The sequence below is a fragment of the Gordonia alkanivorans NBRC 16433 genome (assembly GCF_000225505.1).
Taxonomy (GTDB): Bacteria; Actinomycetota; Actinomycetes; order Mycobacteriales; family Mycobacteriaceae; genus Gordonia; species Gordonia alkanivorans.
This window is the reverse complement of the sequence record NZ_BACI01000050.1, coordinates 149,786-168,687: the sequence shown is the minus strand read 5'-3', so window position 1 is coordinate 168,687 and position 18,902 is coordinate 149,786. Positions and strand designations below refer to the sequence as shown.

At 68.3% G+C, this 18,902-nt stretch carries 16 protein-coding genes; 9 read left to right on the top strand and 7 right to left on the bottom strand.

Annotated elements, in window-relative coordinates:
- Positions 1 to 18: 18 nt before the first annotated feature.
- Both GOALK_RS08755 and GOALK_RS08750 read right to left on the bottom strand, forming a co-directional pair.
- A complete protein-coding gene (locus GOALK_RS08755) occupies positions 19 to 228 on the bottom strand; it encodes an Rv3202a family protein (protein WP_006358442.1) in 210 nt (69 codons plus the stop codon).
- 106 nt (positions 229 to 334) lie between these two features.
- Complete coding sequence (locus tag GOALK_RS08750; RefSeq protein ID WP_006358441.1) at positions 335 to 1,528, bottom strand: TDT family transporter; 1,194 nt, start codon at positions 1,526 to 1,528, stop codon at positions 335 to 337.
- 48 nt (positions 1,529 to 1,576) lie between these two features.
- Between GOALK_RS08750 and GOALK_RS08745 the strand changes: the two genes are divergently transcribed.
- Positions 1,577 to 2,494, top strand: coding sequence for a LysR family transcriptional regulator (locus tag GOALK_RS08745; protein WP_006358440.1), 918 nt, complete (start codon positions 1,577 to 1,579; stop codon positions 2,492 to 2,494).
- 7 nt (positions 2,495 to 2,501) lie between these two features.
- Here the strand turns inward: GOALK_RS08745 and dmpG are convergent, their stop codons facing one another.
- The 3 genes from dmpG to GOALK_RS08730 are packed head-to-tail and all read right to left on the bottom strand — an operon-like array spanning position 2,502 to position 5,338.
- A complete protein-coding gene (dmpG, locus tag GOALK_RS08740) occupies positions 2,502 to 3,596 on the bottom strand; it encodes a 4-hydroxy-2-oxovalerate aldolase (RefSeq protein ID WP_006358439.1) in 1,095 nt (364 codons plus the stop codon).
- Positions 3,593 to 4,498: an acetaldehyde dehydrogenase (acetylating) gene (locus GOALK_RS08735; RefSeq protein ID WP_006358438.1), complete on the bottom strand. Its 906-nt coding sequence runs from the start codon at positions 4,496 to 4,498 to the stop codon at positions 3,593 to 3,595. Before GOALK_RS08735 ends, dmpG begins: the two co-directional genes overlap by 4 nt.
- A 51-nt stretch (positions 4,499 to 4,549) precedes the next feature.
- Positions 4,550 to 5,338 (bottom strand): 2-keto-4-pentenoate hydratase, encoded by a 789-nt coding sequence (locus GOALK_RS08730; protein ID WP_006358437.1) that lies wholly within the window; start codon positions 5,336 to 5,338, stop codon positions 4,550 to 4,552.
- A 124-nt stretch (positions 5,339 to 5,462) separates the two neighbouring features.
- Between GOALK_RS08730 and GOALK_RS08725 the strand changes: the two genes are divergently transcribed.
- The 3 genes from GOALK_RS08725 to GOALK_RS08715 are packed head-to-tail and all read left to right on the top strand — an operon-like array spanning position 5,463 to position 8,487.
- Positions 5,463 to 6,278 carry an enoyl-CoA hydratase-related protein gene (locus tag GOALK_RS08725; protein ID WP_040004077.1) on the top strand — a complete coding sequence of 272 codons (816 nt, stop codon included), beginning with the start codon at positions 5,463 to 5,465 and terminating at the stop codon, positions 6,276 to 6,278.
- Complete coding sequence (locus GOALK_RS08720) at positions 6,275 to 7,426, top strand: acyl-CoA dehydrogenase family protein (RefSeq protein WP_006358435.1); 1,152 nt, start codon at positions 6,275 to 6,277, stop codon at positions 7,424 to 7,426. Before GOALK_RS08725 ends, GOALK_RS08720 begins: the two co-directional genes overlap by 4 nt.
- Entirely contained in the window at positions 7,423 to 8,487 is a 1,065-nt protein-coding gene (locus GOALK_RS08715; protein WP_006358434.1) for an acyl-CoA dehydrogenase family protein, read from the top strand. The genes GOALK_RS08720 and GOALK_RS08715 overlap by 4 nt, the downstream gene beginning before the upstream one ends.
- Here the strand turns inward: GOALK_RS08715 and GOALK_RS08710 are convergent.
- Entirely contained in the window at positions 8,484 to 12,185 is a 3,702-nt protein-coding gene (locus GOALK_RS08710) for a DUF3376 domain-containing protein (protein WP_006358433.1), read from the bottom strand. The genes GOALK_RS08715 and GOALK_RS08710 overlap by 4 nt on opposite strands.
- Before the next feature lie 208 nt (positions 12,186 to 12,393).
- Between GOALK_RS08710 and kstD the strand changes: the two genes are divergently transcribed.
- The 3 genes from kstD to GOALK_RS08695 all read left to right on the top strand — a co-directional run bounded on the left by kstD (position 12,394) and on the right by GOALK_RS08695 (position 15,530).
- Positions 12,394 to 14,142 carry a 3-oxosteroid 1-dehydrogenase gene (gene kstD, locus GOALK_RS08705; protein WP_006358432.1) on the top strand — a complete coding sequence of 583 codons (1,749 nt, stop codon included), beginning with the start codon at positions 12,394 to 12,396 and terminating at the stop codon, positions 14,140 to 14,142.
- Positions 14,143 to 14,145: 3 nt separating this feature from the next.
- Positions 14,146 to 15,006: an enoyl-CoA hydratase ChsH3 gene (gene chsH3, locus GOALK_RS08700; RefSeq protein ID WP_006358431.1), complete on the top strand. Its 861-nt coding sequence runs from the start codon at positions 14,146 to 14,148 to the stop codon at positions 15,004 to 15,006.
- 92 nt (positions 15,007 to 15,098) lie between these two features.
- Positions 15,099 to 15,530 (top strand): DUF6918 family protein, encoded by a 432-nt coding sequence (locus GOALK_RS08695; RefSeq protein WP_005194399.1) that lies wholly within the window; start codon positions 15,099 to 15,101, stop codon positions 15,528 to 15,530.
- Between the two features lie 25 nt (positions 15,531 to 15,555).
- On the opposite strand, the gene GOALK_RS08690 is transcribed toward GOALK_RS08695, so the two are convergent.
- Positions 15,556 to 15,753: a hypothetical protein gene (locus GOALK_RS08690; protein WP_006358430.1), complete on the bottom strand. Its 198-nt coding sequence runs from the start codon at positions 15,751 to 15,753 to the stop codon at positions 15,556 to 15,558.
- A gap of 192 nt (positions 15,754 to 15,945) precedes the next feature.
- Here GOALK_RS08690 and GOALK_RS08685 point away from each other — a divergent pair, with 192 nt between their 5' ends.
- Both GOALK_RS08685 and GOALK_RS08680 read left to right on the top strand, forming a co-directional pair.
- Complete coding sequence (locus GOALK_RS08685; protein ID WP_006358429.1) at positions 15,946 to 17,616, top strand: MFS transporter; 1,671 nt, start codon at positions 15,946 to 15,948, stop codon at positions 17,614 to 17,616.
- A 17-nt stretch (positions 17,617 to 17,633) separates the two neighbouring features.
- Positions 17,634 to 18,899 carry an ArsB/NhaD family transporter gene (locus GOALK_RS08680; RefSeq protein WP_006358428.1) on the top strand — a complete coding sequence of 422 codons (1,266 nt, stop codon included), beginning with the start codon at positions 17,634 to 17,636 and terminating at the stop codon, positions 18,897 to 18,899.
- Positions 18,900 to 18,902: the final 3 nt, after the last annotated feature.

Sequence of the window (18,902 nt, the reverse complement as noted above, 5' to 3'; positions counted from 1 at the left end):
GCTATGGGCGTGTGTTCTCTACCGATCGCCGGGCGGGTATTCGTCGGGGTCGTCGGACCCGACGTCGGTGGCCTGTTCGACGACGTCCGCGTCGTTGGCTTCCAGAGCGATGACCGGCCCCTCGGACTCGGCGGGAGCCTCGTCGTCGACGGGATCCGCCGGCATCGTCTGCTCGACGACGTCGGCGTCGTCCGCTTCCCCTCCGCTCCACGCTTGGGCGTCTGCCATGGCGACTCCTTCCGGTAGCTGGGCGCTCGGCACGGGCGTGCCTGGGCTCGATCTTCCGGTGGTGCGCTTCCGATCATCCTGACGTACCCCGCGAGCGTCAACATCCTCAGACCGGCAGTCGGAGGAGATCGCCGGAGACGATGCCGCGGGCGGTGCGGGCGGCGACCACGGCCCAGGCGGCCACCAGTACAGCAAAGCCGGTCACCGCCGCGACCTCGAAGACCGGCCGGCCCAGGGTGAGCGCCAACGCGGAGGAGCCGGTCACGTAGGTACCGACCGGGAACGTGAACGACCACCAGGTCATCGCGAACGGCATCCCGGCCCGCGCGGTGCGGAGGGTGAGCAGTGCGGCGACACCGATCCAGGCCGTGGCGATCACCCACACGACCAGCCCATAGGCGATTGCGAACTCGTGGATGGCACCCGCGACCGGTGCGGGCACCACGTGGAGTGCCGCATGGGCGAGCATGCACATCGCCGTGACCGACTGCCCGAGTGGGCCGAGCACGATCCACCAGGTCGGCACCATGTTCGTGGCACCGTGATCGCCGGTCCGGAAGCGCCGGACGAGAGCGACCAGGATGGGCGTCGCGGCGACCACCGCCAGACCGAACATCGCGCACCCGACCCCGAGAACCAGGTCCCGCGCCCACCCGGCACCGAGTTGCCCCGACAGGATCGCCGCGGCCGACGCCGACACCATCGGTGGCACTACCGGCATCAACCAGCCGCCGAACGCATCCTCGACGCGAGCGCGCCCGACGATCAGGTGCCGGTACGGGATGACCAGCGCGGTGACCACGCCGCCGAGTGTGCCGACGATCCAGCACACGACGTCGACGCCGAGGGCAACGTCTCGGCCGACGAGCCCGCCGCCGACCAGGAGAGTGCTGGTCCCCACGGTCATGATCGCCATCGGCACCGCACCGTAGAAGTGCGCGACGACGCGATGACCGTGGTGGCTGCGAGCGACGGCGGGGTCCGCCACCCAGTGGCCGATCGTGGTGACGGCCACGGCCACGAACACGAGGCAGGCCAGCAACCAGAACCCGACGGCGACGACGCTCAGGCCGGCCGGCTGCCAGGGCAGGCCGTGCGCGGCGATCGCGATGATCCCCGTGCCCATCACCGCCGCGAACCAGTTCGGCGGAAAGTAGGTGACACGGACGCGCACTCCGGGCCCGGTCCCGGGCAGGGAACCGGTCCGGGACGGGGTCGGGCGAACGGTCATCGTGGTCATGTCCACCACGATCGCGTGGATGCCGCGCCCCCGGTAGAGCCCGAATCGTTGGCAGGTCACAAACTGCGCTTGTAGCCGGGGTACCAACGCTGGTTGTACCCTCGGGCGATGGTCCTCAGTCCGCGGATGCCCGACCTCGCATCGTTGGAAACCCTGCAGTCGGTCGTCAGCACGGGCAGTCTCAATGCTGCGGCCGCCGAACTCGGTGTCACCCAGCAGGCGGTGTCGGCGCGTATCCGCGCGATGGAGACGCAGCTCGGCGTCGGACTGCTGACGCGAACGCCGCGCGGATCGGTACCGACCCAGTCCGGCCGGCTCGTCGCCGAGTGGGCCGACCGATTACTTACGCTGGCAGGCGAATTCGACGCCGGACTCTCCGCCCTACGGCTGGAACGACGAGATCGGCTGCGGCTGGCCGCGAGCCTCACCGTCGCGGAGCATCTCCTCCCCCGCTGGCTCGTCTCCTTCGCGGCCCAGCACGACCCCGCGCCGAAGGTGTCGTTCACCGCCGCCAACTCCGACCACGTCTGCACGCTGGTGCGCGACGGCGAGGTCGAACTCGGGTTCGTCGAGGGGCCTCGGGTGGCACCCGGGCTCCGGAGCCGGACGATCGCGCGTGACGAGCTGGTCGTCGTCGTGCCACCCGATCATCCGTGGACGCGCAGCCGCCGTCGGATCGGGGCCGCCGACCTCGCCGGTACCGCACTCGTGACCCGCGAAGAGGGCTCGGGCACTCGCGAGTTCTTCGAACGCGCCCTGACCCGGGCGCTCGGACCGTCCCGCGAGGTCACCGCACCGGTGCTGGAACTGTCGACCACGGCATCGGTGCGCGCCGCGGTCATCGCGGGGGCCGGACCCGCGGTGCTCAGCAACCTGTCGGTCGCCGACGATCTCGACCGACGGCTGGTCCGCATCCCGATCGACGACCTCGACCTCGGACGTCAGTTGCGGGCGGTGTGGTCGTCCGGTCCCCAGCCCAGTGCCGGTGCAGCGCGGGACTTTCTGGCCCACATCGGCCGCTCCTGAGCTCTGCTCAGACGCCGGCGTTCGCGTCCTGCTTCTTCTTCAACTCCAGCGCGATGTCGATGAGCTGGTCCTCCTGACCGCCGACCAGTTTGCGCGCGCCGGCCTCGAGCAGGATCTCGGCGGCCGACACGCCGTAGCGCTCGGCGTGGCCCTCTGCGTGCTTGAGGAACGAGCTGTAACAACCGGCGTAACCCATCATCATCGCCGGGCGGTCCACCAGGCACTCCGTCGGCATGGCCGGTCGGACGACGTCCTGTGCGACGTCGGCGATCTTCATGAAGTCGACCCCGGTGGTGATCCCGAGCTTGTCGCACACACCGACGAAGGCCTCGGTGGGCGTGTTGCCCGCGCCGGCGCCGAAGCGTCGGATGGAGCCGTCGATCTGCTGGGCGCCCGCACGGATGGCGTTGACCGAGTTGGCGATCGCGATGTCGAGGTTCTCGTGTCCGTGGAACCCGACCTGGGCGTCGTTGCCGAGTTCGGCGACGAGCGCCTCGACGCGGACGGTGACGTCCTCGAGGACGAGCGCACCCGCGGAGTCGACGACGTAGACGCACTGACATCCGGCGTCGGCCATGATGCGAGCCTGCTTGGCGATGACCTCCGGCGGCTGGCTGTGGCTCATCATCAGGAAGCCGACGGTTTCGAGTCCGAGATCCCGTGCGAGACCGAAGTGCTGGATGGAGACGTCGGCCTCGGTGCAGTGGGTGGCGATGCGGCAGATCTGGCCGCCGTTGTCCTGCGCGGCGCGGATGTCGTCCTTGGTGCCCAGACCCGGCAGCATGAGGAAGGCGATCTTGGCCCGCTTCGCGGTCTCGGCCGCAGCTTTGATCAGCTGCTGCTCAGGGGTTTTGGAGAACCCGTAGTTGAACGACGAGCCGCCGAGGCCGTCGCCGTGGGTCACCTCGATGACCGGCACACCGGCCTCGTCGAGGCCACCGACGATCGCGCGCACCTCCTCTTCGGTGAACTGGTGCCGCTTGTGATGGCTGCCGTCCCGCAGAGACGAATCGGTGATGCGGATGTCGAGGGTGTCGGAGTACTTGCGCGCGTTCGCCATCAGCTTCGGGTCGCGCGGGGTGGTGACCACGTTGGTGCTCATGCGGGGACTCCCAGCTTCTTCTTTGCGAGTTCTTCGCCGACCTTGGTCGCGGCGGCGGTCATGATGTCCAGGTTGCCGGCGTAGGGCGGCAGGAAGTCGCCCGCACCCTCGACCTCCACGAAGATCGACACCCGCGCATAGCCGCCGTTCAGGACGCTCGGCGGGTCGAACTGCGGGTCCTGCAGCAGACGGTAGCCCGGCACGTACTGCTGGATCTCCTTCTCTCGCCGGTGGATCGATTCCGCGATGGCGTCGGTGTCGGCGTCTTCGGGGATGGCGCAGAAGATGGTGTCGCGCATGATCATCGGCGGGTCCGCCGGGTTGAGGATGATGATCGCCTTACCGCGCTGCGCGCCACCGATCGACTCGACGCCGGCGGAGGTGGTGCGGGTGAACTCGTCGATGTTGGCGCGCGTGCCCGGACCGGCCGAGACCGAGGCGACCGACGCGACGATCTCCGCGTACGGGACCGGCACGACCGACGAGACCGCGTGCACCATCGGGATGGTCGCCTGCCCGCCGCAGGTGATCATGTTGGTGTTCGGGGCGTCGAGGTGTTCACGCAGGTTGGCGGGCGGGACCACGGCGGGCCCGACCGCCGCCGGGGTGAGGTCCACCGCGGTGATACCGGCGGCCTCGTACTTCGGGGCGTACTCACGGTGCACGTAGGCCGAGGTGGCCTCGAAGATGAGATCGGGCTTGTCCTGCGACCCGAGGAGTTCGTCCGCACCACCGCTCATCGTGATGAGTCCGCGGTCGGCGGCGCGCTTCATGCCCTCCGAGTCCGGGTCGATGCCGACCATCCATCGGGGTTCGATGACCTCCGAACGCTCCAGCTTGTACATCAGATCGGTGCCGATGTTGCCCGATCCGATGATCGCCGCGGTCAGTTTTGCCGCCACGTGGACCCTCCTCTTGCTAGTGAAGTCTGTTGCATGTCAGGTGAAGTCGTGTCAGGTGAAATCCAGGGTGACCGAACCGAGGCCGGCGAATTCGGCCACGAAGTGGTCACCCGAGGAGATGTCGATCGCCCGCGTCGCCGTGCCGGGCAGGATCACGTCCCCCTTGCGGAGACGGACCCCGAAGCTGTCGACCTTGCGTGCCAGCCACGACACCGCATTGAGCGGATGGCCCAGCACCGCAGACGAATTGCCCTTCGCCACGATCTCCCCGTTACGATGCAGGACCGCGTCGATGTCCCCGGTGTCGATCTCGCCGATCGGGACACGTTGCTGTCCGAGAATCCAGCCGCACGACGACGCGTTGTCGGCGATGGTGTCGCACAGCGTGATCTTCCAGTCCTTGATGCGGGAGTCGATGAGCTCGATCGAGGGCACCACCCATTCGACCGCGGCGATGACGTCTTCGTTGGTGCACCCCTCGCCGGGCAGGTCCTCGCCGAGGATGAAGCCGACCTCCACCTCGACCCGGGGGAAGCACAGCTTCTTCGCGTCGATGGGGGTCTCCTCGAAGTACTGCATCTCGTCGAGGAGGTGTCCGTAGTCGGGCTCGTCGACGCCCATCATCTTCTGCATCGCCTCGGAAGCGAGGCCGACCTTGTGCCCGGCGACCCTGGCCCCGGCCTCGAGTCGCTTGCGGATGTTGATCAGCTGGATCTCGTAGGCATCGACGACGTCGAGGTCCGGATGGGAGTCCGTGGGACGGTCGATGGCCGTCGCCGAGACCTCCGCCTGCCAGAGCTCGGCCGCGATCTGTTCGCGTACCTGCTGGTCAACCGCCATTGTGCCCTCACCTTCCCAATGTGAACGTGTTCTAGTTTAGAACATGTTCCACTCTGGCAGGAGCCCCGTGCGCAATTTGCGTGGCACCGCCGAGAGCGCTCCGCAGACGACTACCGTTCTCTCCATGAGCTCCGACTCCCCAACCTCCACCCCTTCAGACGCCGAGGCAACCGGCGATCCCATTCTCACGTCCTTCGAGAACGGCGTCGGGAGGCTGACACTCAACAACCCGCGCCGCAAGAACGCGATCACCCTGGAGATGGCCGCGTCGATCGAGCGGTTCTGCGACCAGGTGGCCGCCAGCGAGACCATCGGCGCGGTGGTCGTCGACGCCGCCGGCTCCTACTTCTGCAGCGGTGCCGACACCCGCATCCTCGCCGGCGCGTCGGCCGATCCGGCGGCGCCGGAGTCGGTGAGGCAGCTGTCGGCGGTGTACGCGGCGTTCGTCCGTGTCGGTTCCCTTCCGGTTCCCACCATCGGCGTCGTAGTGGGCGGTGCGGTCGGTGCCGGCCTCAACCTCGCCCTGGCCGTCGACCTGCTCGTCACCACTCCCGACGCGGTTCTGGACAGCGGCTTCCTCGCCCGCGGTATTCATCCCGGCGGCGGTCACCTGACCCTGCTGAACCGCGCGGTCGGACGCGCCAACACGATCGCACTCGCGGCCTGCGGCCAGTCACTCACCGGCGACGAGGCGGTCGCGCAGGGGCTCGCGTACGCCGCAGCCCCGGTTGACGAGCTCCCTGCGATCGTCGACGGCCTCACCGGTCCCGCCGCCCGCGACCCCGAGCTGACCCGCAAGGTCATGTCGAGCGTGCGCCTGGAGCTCGGTCCGCCGACGGTGACGTGGGATTCGGCGATCGAGATCGAACGCGGCACCCAGATGTGGTCGATGGCCCGTAAGGGCCAGAACTGGTCGTCACGGGGACCTGCCCGGTCGTGACCGACGATCAGCTCGCGACGCTGCGCGTCGAATCCCTGGCGGCGCTGCGCGCCGAGATCCGCGAGTTCCTGCGGACCGAAATCGATTCGGGTGCCTTCACTCCCGACGTCGACAGCTGGATGAGGGGTTTCGACCTCGACTTCAGCCGTCGGCTCGGCGAGCGCGGGTGGCTCGGCATGACGATGCCCACCGAGTACGGCGGACGGGGACGCACACCGGTCGAACGATTCGTCATCACCGAGGAGATGCTGGCGCACGGCGCGCCCGTCGCCGCGCACTGGATCGCCGACCGGCAGATGGCACCGGGCATCCTGGCCAACGGGACCGAGGAACAGCGACGCCGCTACATCCCCGGGATCTCCGCCGGCACCGTCTACTTCGCGATCGGCATGAGTGAGCCCGACGCGGGTTCCGACCTCGCCGGCGTGCGGACGCGCGCGACGGACAACGGCGATTCGTGGACGATCAGCGGAACGAAGGTGTGGACCACCGGCGCCCACATCGCCCACGCGATGGTTCTGCTTGCACGTACCGACGGTACGGCCGACGATCGGCAGCAGGGACTCTCGCAGTTCGTCATCGACCTCCCGCACCCGGACATCGAGATCCGGCCGATCCGGAGCATCGACGGCCAGTCGCACTTCAACGAGGTCATCTTCCACGACGCGGTGGTGGACTCGTCGGCGCTACTCGGCCGCCGCGGACACGGCTGGCAACAGGTGATGAGCGAGTTGGCATTCGAGCGTTCCGGACCAGAGCGCTACCTCAGCACGCTGCCACTCCTACGCGCATGGACCGATCATCTCCGCGAGCAGGGAGCCACCCCGCAACAGCGGGCGGCGCTGGGAAAGCTCACCGCACAGGCGTGGGCGCTGCGTCAGATGTCGCTGCAGGTTGCCCGCGAACTGGCGGCCGGCGGCAAACCCGATGTGCTCGCCGCGATGGTCAAGGATCTCGGTTCGACGTTCGAGGGCGATCTGGTGACGGCCGTCCGCGATGCCTCCGGCATCGTGCCGCGCCGTTTGGGCGGCACGCATCTCGAACGGCTCCTGGCCCAATCCGTTCTGCACACACCTGCTTTCACGCTTCGCGGCGGAACCAACGAGATCCTGCGCGGAATCGTCGCGCGCGGAATGGGGATACGATGAGCGACCTCGCAACCGAACTCCGGGCGGCCCTCACCGCGATGCTCGCCCGCATCCCGGTCGACATGCAGACCCCGATCACCGCACCCGACGCGGCCGTGTGGGGCGCCGTCGTCGAAGCCGGGTTCACCGGCGTCGATGTCCCCGAGGAGGCCGGTGGACACGGTGGCGAACTCGGTGATGCACTCGCCGTTCTGGATTCGCTCGCCGAAGCCGGGGCCGTGACCCCGTACCTCGAACACGCACTCCTCGCGTCGTGGCTGGCGGGCAGCGTCGGACTTCCACTCGAAGGCACCACTGCGACGGTTGCCGTGATCGACGACGGGACCATCCGCACCGACGGAGATCGAATCCTGCTGTCGGGCAGCGTGACCGGCGTGGCGCATGTCGACGATGTGGATACCGTGGTGGTCCTGATGACCGGGCCCGACGGCCCGGTCATCACCGTCGTCGGACGCGAAGCTCCCGGCGTCGAGATCACGAACGGGGCCGACCTTCGGGGAGTCTCGTACGGCGACATCGTCTTCCGCGATGCCGAGGCGACGTTCTCGGCGCACTCCCCCGTCGACATCGAGGACCTGCGTCGACGCGGAGCTCTCGCGTACGCCGTCGCCCTGGCCGCGGCCGCGCGCGCGGTACGCGAACGCACGGTCCGTTACGCGTCCGAACGCACCCAGTTCGGGCGGCCCCTGGCGAAGTTCCAGGCCATCCAGCAGCGACTGGCCGAGATGGCCGCCCAGACAACGCTCATGGAGACGGCCGCACGAGCCGCCACCGAAGCCGCTTCTAATGACCCGGTCGCGGCCCACGCCGCCATCGCGGCGGCAAAGGTCGTGACCTCGCACTACGCCACCGAGGTCGCCTCCGCCGGACACCAGATCCACGGCGCGATTGGCTTCACCTCGGAGCACAGCCTGGGCCGATTCACCTCCGCCTTGTGGACCTGGACGGATCGGTATGGCACCGAGCAGGATTGGGCCACATCGCTGGCCGGAGAGATCCTCGAAGCCGGTACTGATCCGTGGGACCTGATCGTCGGCCTGGGCTCACCGGACCCGTCCTAGAGCTTGTCTCGCCCGACCGGGTGGACGAACTGAAGGGCGATCCCGACGCCGACCGCCCAGACGGCCGTCGGCAGAAGATCCAACAGCGGTGATTCCGAGAAGAAGGTCTCGAGCGCCCACTGGGTGATTCCCGCGATCACGGCAAGTCCCACGGCGCATCCGGCGATGTCGCCCCATCGGGCCCACCCCCACAGCGACAGCAAGGTCAGCAGAAGCACCGTCGCCGCGGCGATTCCAGCCGCTTCGCCTGCGGTCGGCTGGGTGAACAGCTGGGCAAGATCTGACGACTTCTTTCCGGATGCCATGTCCTCGATGGACATCCAGGTGACGCCGAAGATCAGCAGGTAGATGACCACCACGGCAGTGATCAGACCGATGCGGACCTCTTTCCGCCGTCTCGGCCTGGCGCGCACCGTCTGAGCGCCCAGGTTGCACCAGCCGACGAGGCCCGCGAACAGCAGGACCGTCATGACCAGAGATTCAGCACCGAGGGCGGGCACTGCGTTGCTGCGCCACCAGATCCACAGGGCGGCAACGACCAATGCGAAAGCTCCGGCGACAAAGGCTCCGATGGCGAACCTCTTCGCGTACTTCTCACTTCCGTTCAGCGTCGTCGTCCACAACTCGTCGGTTTCCGGTTTCCGTTCCGGGGCCCGTGCGGTGAAGAACTCACGGACCATCCCCCACCGACGGCGCGCCTCGATCGCACGCCAGATCAACAGGCCACCAAGCACTGCGGTGATGCCCACGAAAGTCGCCTGGACTCCCGGCGCCGTGGTCCCCGTGCCGAGGAGCGCAGCGGCTGCGACGGCCACCACGACGGCGGAGACCAGCCGCACACGGTCGAGGGCGAGAGAGATGATCGGCAGCAGCGGACGGGCGGCGACGAGCCCCACGCGGACGGCGACGCCCTTCGCGGTGCCGCCGGATCTCTCCGCCGGCCACAGGGCCCGCAACACCAGCGGCAGGATCCGGGAGACCAGTCCGAACACGTAGCGCACGTCCAGATGCGACAGGGTCTGCCCGCCCGTCGCAGCGATGTGTGCTCCCGCGGACACGCCGCTCGGCGTGGTCTCCCTCGTCACCTCTTCCTGCAGCTCGGTGATGAGTTGTTCGTCGTCCTCCCGGGAGACGACGGTCGTCGACTCCGACGTCGTGGACAGCAGATCCACCACTCCTGCGGCAGCATCCAGTCGTCCCCAGTACCAATCGTTCTCGCGCCACTCAGGACTGAGGAAGCCGGCGAACCGCGCCAGCCCGGTGCCGGCCAGGCGGGTGTCCGCCCGCGCGAGATTCGCCGTGGCATCGATCTGCGTCGCGACGGCGTCGGCGTTCAGCGATCCGGGATCGACGTCGCCGCGAATCCACTTCTGCAGTTGTGCGGCGATGGCTGCTTTCCGAACCTCCGCGAGCGATACGTCGCCCGCCGGCGGAGTCCCGTCCTCATGGCCGTCGAACTTCAGTCTGGGTTTCGTGTCCCCGGTGATCCGATGAAAGCCGATCGTGGCCGCGGTACCGGGGATCGCCGCCTCGCCAACCAGGCGGACGATGTCGAAGACGACGTTCTCCGGGGCGGCGTCCCCCTCGTCTTCACCGAGCCCGTCGTGCAGCAGGTGGAAGATCGAGTTGTTCCAGCGTTCGAGCGCCGGCCCCGGTGATTCGGCGGGGTTCACCGTCCACTCGAGGATGCGGGTTCGGTACTGCGACAGCGTCGCCCACACCGAGTGCAGCGCGTCGCCCTTCGCCTCGCCGAGCTGCACTCCCGGCGCACCCTCAACCGGAGCAAGCACCTGGTAGAACGTTGCCTCCGCGATCTCCGTGACCCCGGCGGGTGTCATCGCGACGTCCACGATCGAATTGATCTCCAGGCGTCCTTGCGACTCGATCCCCCCGATGATCCGGGACACGACCTCGTCGCAGTCGACACGGGTCGAATCCTTCAGGAGGAGAGCCATATCGACGGTGAGACGCCGCGCCTCGATCATCACCGTGAGGCACCGGTACAACCCCTTCTTCAGTCGACGGAGCGGAACCGGTTCGGCGACAGTCGATCCGGTACTCATCGCCTGCAGCTGCTGCACCCACGCGATGAACAGGCGGATACCGGCGACGGCGGCTCCCACGTCACCGGCGTCGAACACCGCCGAGGCGTCCGGATGCGCTCCCCCGGCGATCTCCCCGTACGCTTCACGCACCGCTCGCTCGACGCACAGGGCGTCGAGGCGGTTCACCGTCGGGAAGATCCGCGACCGGTGGGGCGGCCGGCACAGGTATGCGGTCGGATCGACGACGAGATTGCTGAGCCGTTGGACGTCGATTCCGGACCGGGAGCGGATGTACGTCGCGACATCCACCCTCTCGACCTTGCGGCCGTTCCCGAGCGCCGCCGACAGGGTCGCAGCGAGTTCCCGCTGCCGGGAAGCGGCCTCGAGCGCGGCGTCGTTGTGCTCCCGGATCTGATCGATCTCGTCGTCGGCGCTCTCGACACGTTTCTGAAGTCCCTTGGCGCCCATGATCACCGACAGCCAGCCCGCGCCGGAATCGCGGTTCCCGGCGACCACCGCCTTCCTCGGGACCGGCGGCTGCGGAGGCTGAGGATCGAGGTAGACCAGCACGCGCCGCGAGGGACTCGACGCCGAGGCCCGCTGCACTGCGCGGAGCGCGCGATCGATCGGGATGTTGTCGACGACACCCCCGTCGACGACCCGGAATTCGTCGCCGGGTCGCACCGCGGGCGAACTCGCCGCTCCCGCCCGGGCAAAGGGGAAGACCGCGACCATATTCGGAACACAGTCGCGCGGTGACTCTTTGCCTTTCCGCGACAACTGCTTCCAGCCACAGGTGGACCCGTCGGTCGCCGAATAGATGTCGGCGGGCTCGAAGGCGCCGGGAAAGGACGACGTGGCGCGGGCGGCCAGAGCCATCCGACGCAGTTCCATCCTGACCTCGACCGTCTCCGGTCCCGGAACGGTCGAGTACCTCGAGGTGAGACCACCGGGGCGTCGTGTGAACGAGAACGACGCACGGTTCCCCAGCTCCGGTTGCTTTCCATCGGTCAGCAGCGTCGCGGCCAGTTCGACGGTCACCGAATCGATGGCGGCGATCTCGGAGTCGGCATACTTCGGCGTACCCGAATTCCGCCCGAGGCCGGCGATCCTGAGCACCGCCTGCTCGGCGACGTCGAGCAGGCGTTCGTTCCCCTTCAGCACCGACGGCACCGGCCCCCAGCCCGGCTCGCGGACGAGTTCCCAGAGGTCTCCTTGCTCGCTCCACAGCCTGCTGACGAGATCGTCCGTGGGCACACCATAGGTCTGCGTCAGCGCGAACAGCATCGCATTGAGGCCGCCCGCGCTCGCGCCGGCGAGGATATCGAACTCGACGTCGGTATAGCCCGCCTCGGCGAGCCTGCGCCGATACAGGTGCGCACGACGCTGCCGGGGCGTCGCTGAGTCGACGCACTGTGGAGACCGCGGAGGCCACTGGGCACACGCGCACCGCTCCGCGCCCCGGCTGACGCGGCGCAACAGGTCCAGTTCGGCGACCGCACCCCCGATCCACACCGCCATACTGACCCCACCGCGCATCGCCAGGGCCACACGCAGGGTTTTTCGGGTCGGGGTCGGGATTCTCCTCGGCTCTTCGACCGCGGGAACCGGCGCGGGCGATTCGTCGAACGTTGTCCTGTCGTCGATGGTCACGGCAGCCTCGCCTCTCCTGGAGGAAGTGGTCTGTGAACCTCAGGATCCGCCGGACCGACCCGGTCGACACGAGTACCGGACTACTCGTTTCCGCACCGTTTGCGCGCGGTGACCATCGGTTGCCCCCGCCCACCCCTGGCGTCGCATTTCTGTAACGTGTTCTAATTCAGGTAGAACACGTTCCAGCTGCGCGCACGAAGGGGACCCCATGGCCGGCTCGTCCGATCCACAACAGACCAGCCCAGATCGGTACAACACCGAACCCGAGACCTACGACGTGATCGTCGTCGGCGCAGGTGGTGCGGGTCTGGCCGCCGCGATCACCGCGGCCCGCAAGGGCCTCAAGACCGTCCTGATCGAGAAGTCGCCCTACTGGGGAGGTTCGACCTCCCGGTCCGGCGGCGGCGTGTGGATCCCCAACAACTCGGTGCTGAAGCGCGACGGCGTCAGCGATACGCCGGAGAAGGCCCGCGAGTACGTGCACGCGATCATCGGCGAGCACGCCCCGGCCGACCGCATCGACGCCTACATCGATCGCGGACCCGAGGCCCTCGACTTCCTGCTGGAGCACGCACCCCTCGACCTCGAGTGGGTGAAGAACTACTCGGACTACTACCCCGAGGCGCCGGGCGGTCGTCTCGGCGGCCGGTCGATCGAGCCGCGGCCGTTCGACGCGCGCCGCCTCGGGGACGACCTCAAGACGCTGCACCCGCAGTACACCAAGGCCCCGCTCAACATGGTCGTGCTGCAGTCCGACTACCGCTGGCTCAACACCGGTCTCCGCCACTGGCGTGGGCCGCTGCGCATGGCGAAGGTCGGCAGCCGGTTCTTCTGGGCCCGCAGCCGCGGCAAGAAGCTGATCGCGATGGGCGCGGCACTGGCCGCCGAGCTGCTCATCGGCGTGCGCGAGGCCGGGGTCCCGGTCCGCCTCAACACCGGCCTCGTCGACCTCGTCACCGCCGACGACCGGGTCGTCGGCGTGATCGCGGAGTCCGAGGGCAAGCAGTTCGAGATCCACGCGCGCCAGGGCGTGATCCTCGCCTGCGGCGGCTTCGAGCACAACGAGGAGATGCGCAAGAAGTACCAGCGCGAACCGATCGGTTCCGACTGGACCACCGGTGCACCCAGCAACACCGGCGACGGCATCAACGCCGGGCTCAAGATCGGCGCCGCGGTCTCCCTCATGGACGACGCCTGGTGGGGTCCGACGATCCCGCTGCCGCGCGGACCGTGGTTCGCGCTGTCCGAGCGGTCGGTCCCCGGCACCTTCATCGTGAACTTGCGCGGCAAGCGCTACATGAACGAGTCACTCCCGTATGTCGAAGCGGTGCACCAGATGTACGGCGGCGAGTTCGGTCACGGCGAGGGTCCGGGCGAGAACGTGCCGTCGTGGCTGATCTTCGATCAGCGCTGCCGTAACCGCTACCTCTTCGCCGGAATCAATGCGCGACAGCCGCTCCCGAAGAAGTGGTATGAGTCGGGCGTGGTCGTGAAGGCGGACAGCATCTCTGCACTCGCGGAGAAGATCGGCGTTCCCGCCGAGTCGCTCGTCGCCACCACCGAGCGATTCAACGGCTTCGCCCGCGCCGGCGTCGACGAGGATTTCGGCCGTGGCGCAAGCGGTTACGACCACTACTACGGTGACATCACCAACAAGCCCAACCCGAGCCTCGGCGAGGTCAGCAAGGGCCCGTTCTACGCGGTCAAGATGGTCCCCGGCGACCTCGGCACCAAGGGCGGCATCAACGCCGACGCCGCGGGTCGCGCGCTTCGCGCCGACGGATCGGTCATCGAGGGCCTGTACGCCGCGGGCAACACCAGCGCACCGGTGATGGGCCACACCTACGCCGGTCCCGGCGCCACCATCGGCCCGGCGATCGTCTTCGGCTACCTCGCTGCCACCGACATCGCCGCCAAGGCGTCGGCCACCACCCCGACGTCCCAGACAGGAGCCTGAACCATGCCGATCGATCCCACCGTCGCCGTCGGAGCGGAACTGCCCGAGGTCTCGTTCGAGTGGTCGGCATCGGATGTCGCGCTCTATCACCTCGCGGTGGGTGCCGCGGCCGACCCGATGGACACCGAGTCGCTGAGCTACGTTCATGATTCGGCGCCCAAGGTCCTGCCGACCTTCGCGACCGTCGCCGCGGGTTTCCACACCACCGAGCCGCCGAAGGTCTCCTTCCCCGGCGTCGACATCGACCTCGCCAAGGTCGTTCACGGAAGCCAGAAGATCACCGCTCATCGTCCGCTGCCGGCGGCCGGCAAGGCGACCACCCGGACCCGCATCGCCGAGGTCCAGGACAAGGGATCGGCCGCCGTCATCGTCCAGGAGTCGGTGACCACCGACGACGCCGGTCAGACGCTGTGGACCGCACGGTCGTCGATCTTCGCCAAGGGCGAGGGCGGCTTCGGCGGTGAGCGCGGCACGTCGGAGAAGGTCGAGTACCCCGACCGCGAACCCGATCACCGGCTCCGCATCCCGACGCTGCCCAACCAGGCGCTGCTGTACCGGCTGTGCGGCGACCGCAACCCGCTGCACTCCGATCCCGACTTCGCTTCGCGCGCAGGCTTTCCGCGGCCGATCCTGCACGGCCTGTGCACATACGGCACGGTCGCGCGCGCCATCACCGACGAATTGCTCGACGGCGACGTCGCCGCCGTCGCGGAGTTCTCGGCCTCGTTCGCCGGCGTGGTCTTCCCCGGCGAGACCCTCGAGGTCTCGGTCTGGGACGACGGCACCCGTTTCCTGGCCACCGCGAGTGTCATCGAACGGGAGGGCGCGAAGGCCCTCGCCAATGTGGTGTGCGCGCGTAACTGAGTCGCCGGCCGGTCACCGGCGGCCAGTACGCTCTACACGCGGACCGGGAATCGGTCCGCGTGTACCACGTCGCATATCCACGAGGAGACCGCATGAGCGATTCGCTGACGCCCCTACTTGCCGACAACCGCAGCGCACTGGTGACCGACCTGGTCGGTGTCATCGATGCCGAGGTGGCCGACCAGTCGGGTCTGAGCGGCGCCGCTGTGAAGACCGCCTACTCGGCGGTCCAGAAGGTGAAGCCCGGCGTGGTGCGCAGCGCCACGGATCAGCTGGCCGAGGACTTCCTGACGGCTCTCGCGCCGTTCTGGGATACGAAGCCGGCCGGGGTCGCCTTCGGCGATCATCTCTCGGCCAACGGCGACGCCGCGGCGGAGGCCCTGCTTGCCGTCACCGACGCCCAGGCCGACTCGGCCAAGCCCGGACTGGCCAAGGCCTACAACTCGTTGCGCGGGAAGGCCAAGAACTATGTGGTCGCGGCACTGCCGCGCCTCGGCGCTGCCATCGAGAAGCACGCCGGGTAGTCACCCGGTCACGCGTCGTCGGCGGTCACACCGCCGACGACGCGATGACCACCAGCGTCACGATGACGCCGATGAGTGCCGCCAGCATCGACAGCACGCGCCAGACATGGAGACGCGCAGGCGAGACATCGGTACTGTCCGAGGGAGCGATGGGGGTCGCGCCGGTAGAGGGTACTGCAGCGGCGGACGCGACTGTGTTCGACGCAATGTGGGGTGAGGCCATGACCTGTCACCACTTTCGATTGTCCGGGGCCAACTTCGACCGTTACGGCCTCTGGTACTGCAGTGATAAATGTGTCATAAGTTACCCACGTTGCGGTGGTTCCCCTCACGCGTGTCGCGATAACGAAACCGCAACGCGGCGGACGGCAACCCTGCGATCCTACGAGTCACACACCGAAATCGGGGACGGAAGATGAAATTGCCGAACGGCTTCCGGATGGATGCGCGCTCCGCGTGGCTCGTCCTCGTCGCCTGCTTGTCCGTGAGCATGGTCGTCGCCGCCATGGCGGCACTCAACACGGCACTGCCCGACATCGCCGTCGACACCGGCGCCGACGCCGGCCAGATGACGTGGATCGTCGACGGTTACACGCTCGCTCTCGCCGCGCTCTTGCTGCCGGCCGGCGCGATCGGTGACCGGTTCGGACGACGCGAGGTCCTCATCGTCGGGCTGGTGTTCTTCGGTATCGCATCGCTCGCCGCGATCTGGGTGAACGGCCCGGAGCAGCTGATCCTCACGCGCTGCCTCGCCGGCGCCGCCGCCGCGCTGATCATGCCGACGACGTTGTCGCTCATCACCTCCGGGATGCCCGACGGCCAGCGGGCGGTCGGGATCAGCATCTGGTCGGCCATCGCCGGAGGCGGTGCGATCGCCGGTTTCCTCGTCACCGGCCTCCTGCTCGAGTTCTTCTCCTGGCATTCGATCTTCATCACCTTCGCCGCGTCGTCGGCCGTGTCGGCGCTGCTCTGCTTCACCATCGGGACGTCGAAGGACACCGACCCGGGCCGCTTCGACATCCCGGGCACGCTGTGCTCGGTGCTGGCGATCGCGGGTGTGGTCTTCGGGCTCCTGGAGGCGCCGCACCGCGGGTGGGACGATCTGCTCGTCCTGGGCTGTCTGATCGGCGGCATCCTGCTCGCCGTGTTGTTCGTGGTCGTCGAACTGCGTTCGGCCTCACCGCTCTTCGACGTACGACTGCTCCGCAACCGGGCGTTCGGATCGGGTTCGCTGTCGGTGGCGGTGCAGTTCCTCGCCTCGTTCGGCATGTTCTACCTCGTCCTGCAGCTGTTGCAGCTGGTCTTCGGCTACTCGCCACTGCAGTCCGCCGTCGCGCTGATGCCGTTCGTCGCCGGCGTGGGCGTCTTCTCGCTGCTGTCGAATTGGCTCGCGGTGCGGTTGGATTCACTCAAATTCGTGATCGCCGGCGGTGCGCTGCTGTCGGGGATCGGCCTGACACTGCTGGGCCTGATCCGGGTGGACGACTACTGGACCCTGGCCTGGATTCTGGCGGTCATCGCCATCGGCATCGGCCTCGCCTCCGCCCCGGCCACCACCGCGATCATGTCCAACACCCCGCTCGACAACCAGGGCGTCGGTTCGGCGATCAACGACACCGCCCGCGAGATCGGGGCGGCCATCGGCATCGCGATCGCCGGCTCCATGGTGGCCGCCGGCTACAAGGCACGGATCGGAGAGACCGCAGACCTCGCCAGGGAGCAGCTCACCGCGGCCGGACAACAGCAGATGGCCGCGGGTGACCCGACCGGCGGTCAGGCCACCATCGCCCAGGCCGAACAGGCCGGCACGCTCATCGAGCGGTCCCTCGCCGAGGCGAGGGTCGTGGTCGACAATCTGTCCGCGCAGTCCGGCGAGCTCGCCGACAAGATCGCCCAGGGCAGCCAGGCCGCCTTCGACGTGCCGTTCGAGCAGGCGTCGCTGATCCTGGGCGGCATCATGCTCGCCAGCACCGTCGTCTTGTTGTGGATCACTCCCCGCCGCGTCGTCGAAGGTCCGGTCATCACGAGCCGAACCGGTGACTTCGAGGCCGATCCCGACCTCGACGACACCTACGCGCACGACTGACGCGTAACCTGTCTGCGGTGCTCACCGTGGACAGCATCGCCGGCTGCATCGTCAGCATCGCCGGCCTCGTCGTGGTGATCATCGCAACCCTTGCCGCGCAGCGTGTTCCGGTGGTCGTGGTGGCAGCACCGGTGGCCGGACTGCCCATCGCGTTCGGTCTGACGGACCTCGAGGCCGCGGCCGACGAGGTCATGACCATGGCCCCGACCATCGGCTTCCTCGCCGCGCTGCTGGTGGTCGCGGACGTGTGCGCCCGCGAAGGCGTCTTCACCTGGGTCGGGACAGTGCTCGCCGGTTGGAGCCGGTCCTCGCCGCATCGCCTGCTGCGTATCGTGTTCGTCGCTGCTGCGGTGACCACGGCCATCCTGAGCCTCGACACGACGATCGTGCTGCTGACTCCGGTCGCCGTCGCCACCGCGCGGCACATCGGCGCGCGCGTGACCCCGATCGCCTTCTCCAGCGCCCATCTGGCGAACACCGCGTCGACGCTGCTGCCGGTCTCCAACCTCACCAACCTGCTGGCGTTCTCGGCCACCGGCTTCGGCTTCCTCGGTTTCACCGGCGTGATGCTGGCGCCGTGGATCGCGGCGATCCTCGTCGAATACCTGATCTTCCGGTGGTACTTCGCCGGCGAGTTGCGCAGTCCCACACCCGAAGCAGCTGACCGTGAACCTCAACCGCACGCTCGGCGCCCGACCCTGCTGCTGGTCGGGCTGGCGTTGCTGCTGGTGGCCTTCGTGATCGCCGAACCGTTGGGCGTGCCGCTCGCCGCGGTCGCCGGGATGGGCGCCGTGGGATTCACCATGCCGGAGCTACTCCGCTCTCCGATCGCCACCCTGCGCTCCACGATCACCGCGCTGAACCTGCCGTTCCTGGCCTTCGTCGCCACGCTCGGCGTCGTCATCCTGCCGGTGCGCGACGGCCCCTTCGGCGACTGGATCGGCGGGCTCATCCCGTCGTCGTCGACGCTGCTGGGCATCCTGGCGGTCGCCGTGCTCGCCGCGGTTCTGGCGAACCTCGTCAACAACCTCCCGGCGACGCTTCTACTGATCCCGCTGGTGGCCCACGACCCGGGACTGGTCATGGCGATGCTGCTCGGCGTCAACATCGGCCCCAACCTGGCCTACTTCGGGTCGCTGGCCAACCTGCTGTGGCGGGAGATCATGCACCGCGATGTCGCAGCGCCGACCTCACGCGAGTACCTGCGGCTCGGCGCGCTCACCGTCCCCGCGACGCTCGGCGTCGCCGCGCTCGCGCTGTGGGCGAGCCTGCAGCTCACCTGAGCG

What these genes read in the sequence shown, in the direction of transcription:
- GOALK_RS08715 (WP_006358434.1), top strand. Translation starts at nt 7,423, where the DNA reads ATGAGCGACCTCGCAACCGAACTCCGGGCGGCCCTCACCGCGATGCTC.
- GOALK_RS08695 (WP_005194399.1), top strand. Translation starts at nt 15,099, where the DNA reads ATGAGCGATTCGCTGACGCCCCTACTTGCCGACAACCGCAGCGCACTG.
- GOALK_RS08730 (WP_006358437.1), bottom strand. Translation starts at nt 5,338, where the DNA reads ATGGCGGTTGACCAGCAGGTACGCGAACAGATCGCGGCCGAGCTCTGG.
- GOALK_RS08685 (WP_006358429.1), top strand. Translation starts at nt 15,946, where the DNA reads ATGAAATTGCCGAACGGCTTCCGGATGGATGCGCGCTCCGCGTGGCTC.
- GOALK_RS08745 (WP_006358440.1), top strand. Translation starts at nt 1,577, where the DNA reads ATGGTCCTCAGTCCGCGGATGCCCGACCTCGCATCGTTGGAAACCCTG.
- chsH3 (WP_006358431.1), top strand. Translation starts at nt 14,146, where the DNA reads ATGCCGATCGATCCCACCGTCGCCGTCGGAGCGGAACTGCCCGAGGTC.
- GOALK_RS08725 (WP_040004077.1), top strand. Translation starts at nt 5,463, where the DNA reads ATGAGCTCCGACTCCCCAACCTCCACCCCTTCAGACGCCGAGGCAACC.
- dmpG (WP_006358439.1), bottom strand. Translation starts at nt 3,596, where the DNA reads ATGAGCACCAACGTGGTCACCACCCCGCGCGACCCGAAGCTGATGGCG.
- GOALK_RS08755 (WP_006358442.1), bottom strand. Translation starts at nt 228, where the DNA reads ATGGCAGACGCCCAAGCGTGGAGCGGAGGGGAAGCGGACGACGCCGAC.
- GOALK_RS08690 (WP_006358430.1), bottom strand. Translation starts at nt 15,753, where the DNA reads ATGGCCTCACCCCACATTGCGTCGAACACAGTCGCGTCCGCCGCTGCA.
- kstD (WP_006358432.1), top strand. Translation starts at nt 12,394, where the DNA reads ATGGCCGGCTCGTCCGATCCACAACAGACCAGCCCAGATCGGTACAAC.